This window comes from Pseudomonas sp. AC463, assembly GCF_979253585.1.
In genome coordinates, this window is the sequence record NZ_CEEDDZ010001031.1 from 1 (window position 1) to 245 (window position 245).

The following is a 245-nucleotide window of genomic DNA, read 5'->3' on the forward strand; positions in this document are numbered from 1 at the left end:
GTCGGTGGTGATGTAGGTCGAGGTCGCGAGCATCAGGCCGGACGGCACCAGTGCGAGCACGATCCAGCGGAGAACGGACGCGCGCGCCGGAGCCGGGCTTTCGGCGCGGACATGCGCCTCCGCCGAGATCCGCGGGAGCATGCTGGCGCAGGCCAAGACGAGCGCGATGACGAGGACGTAGCCGCCGCTCCACATCAGGCTTTGCCAGTGCAGCGCGAGGCCGGGCTCGACCAGCAGCGGATAGG

Annotated in this window: 1 protein-coding gene; it reads right to left on the bottom strand. The window is 70.2% G+C overall.

From position 1 onward, the window contains the following. Positions 1-245: hypothetical protein (locus tag AC0IYH_RS33380; protein WP_471838708.1), on the bottom strand; the 245-nt coding region annotated here is incomplete at both ends.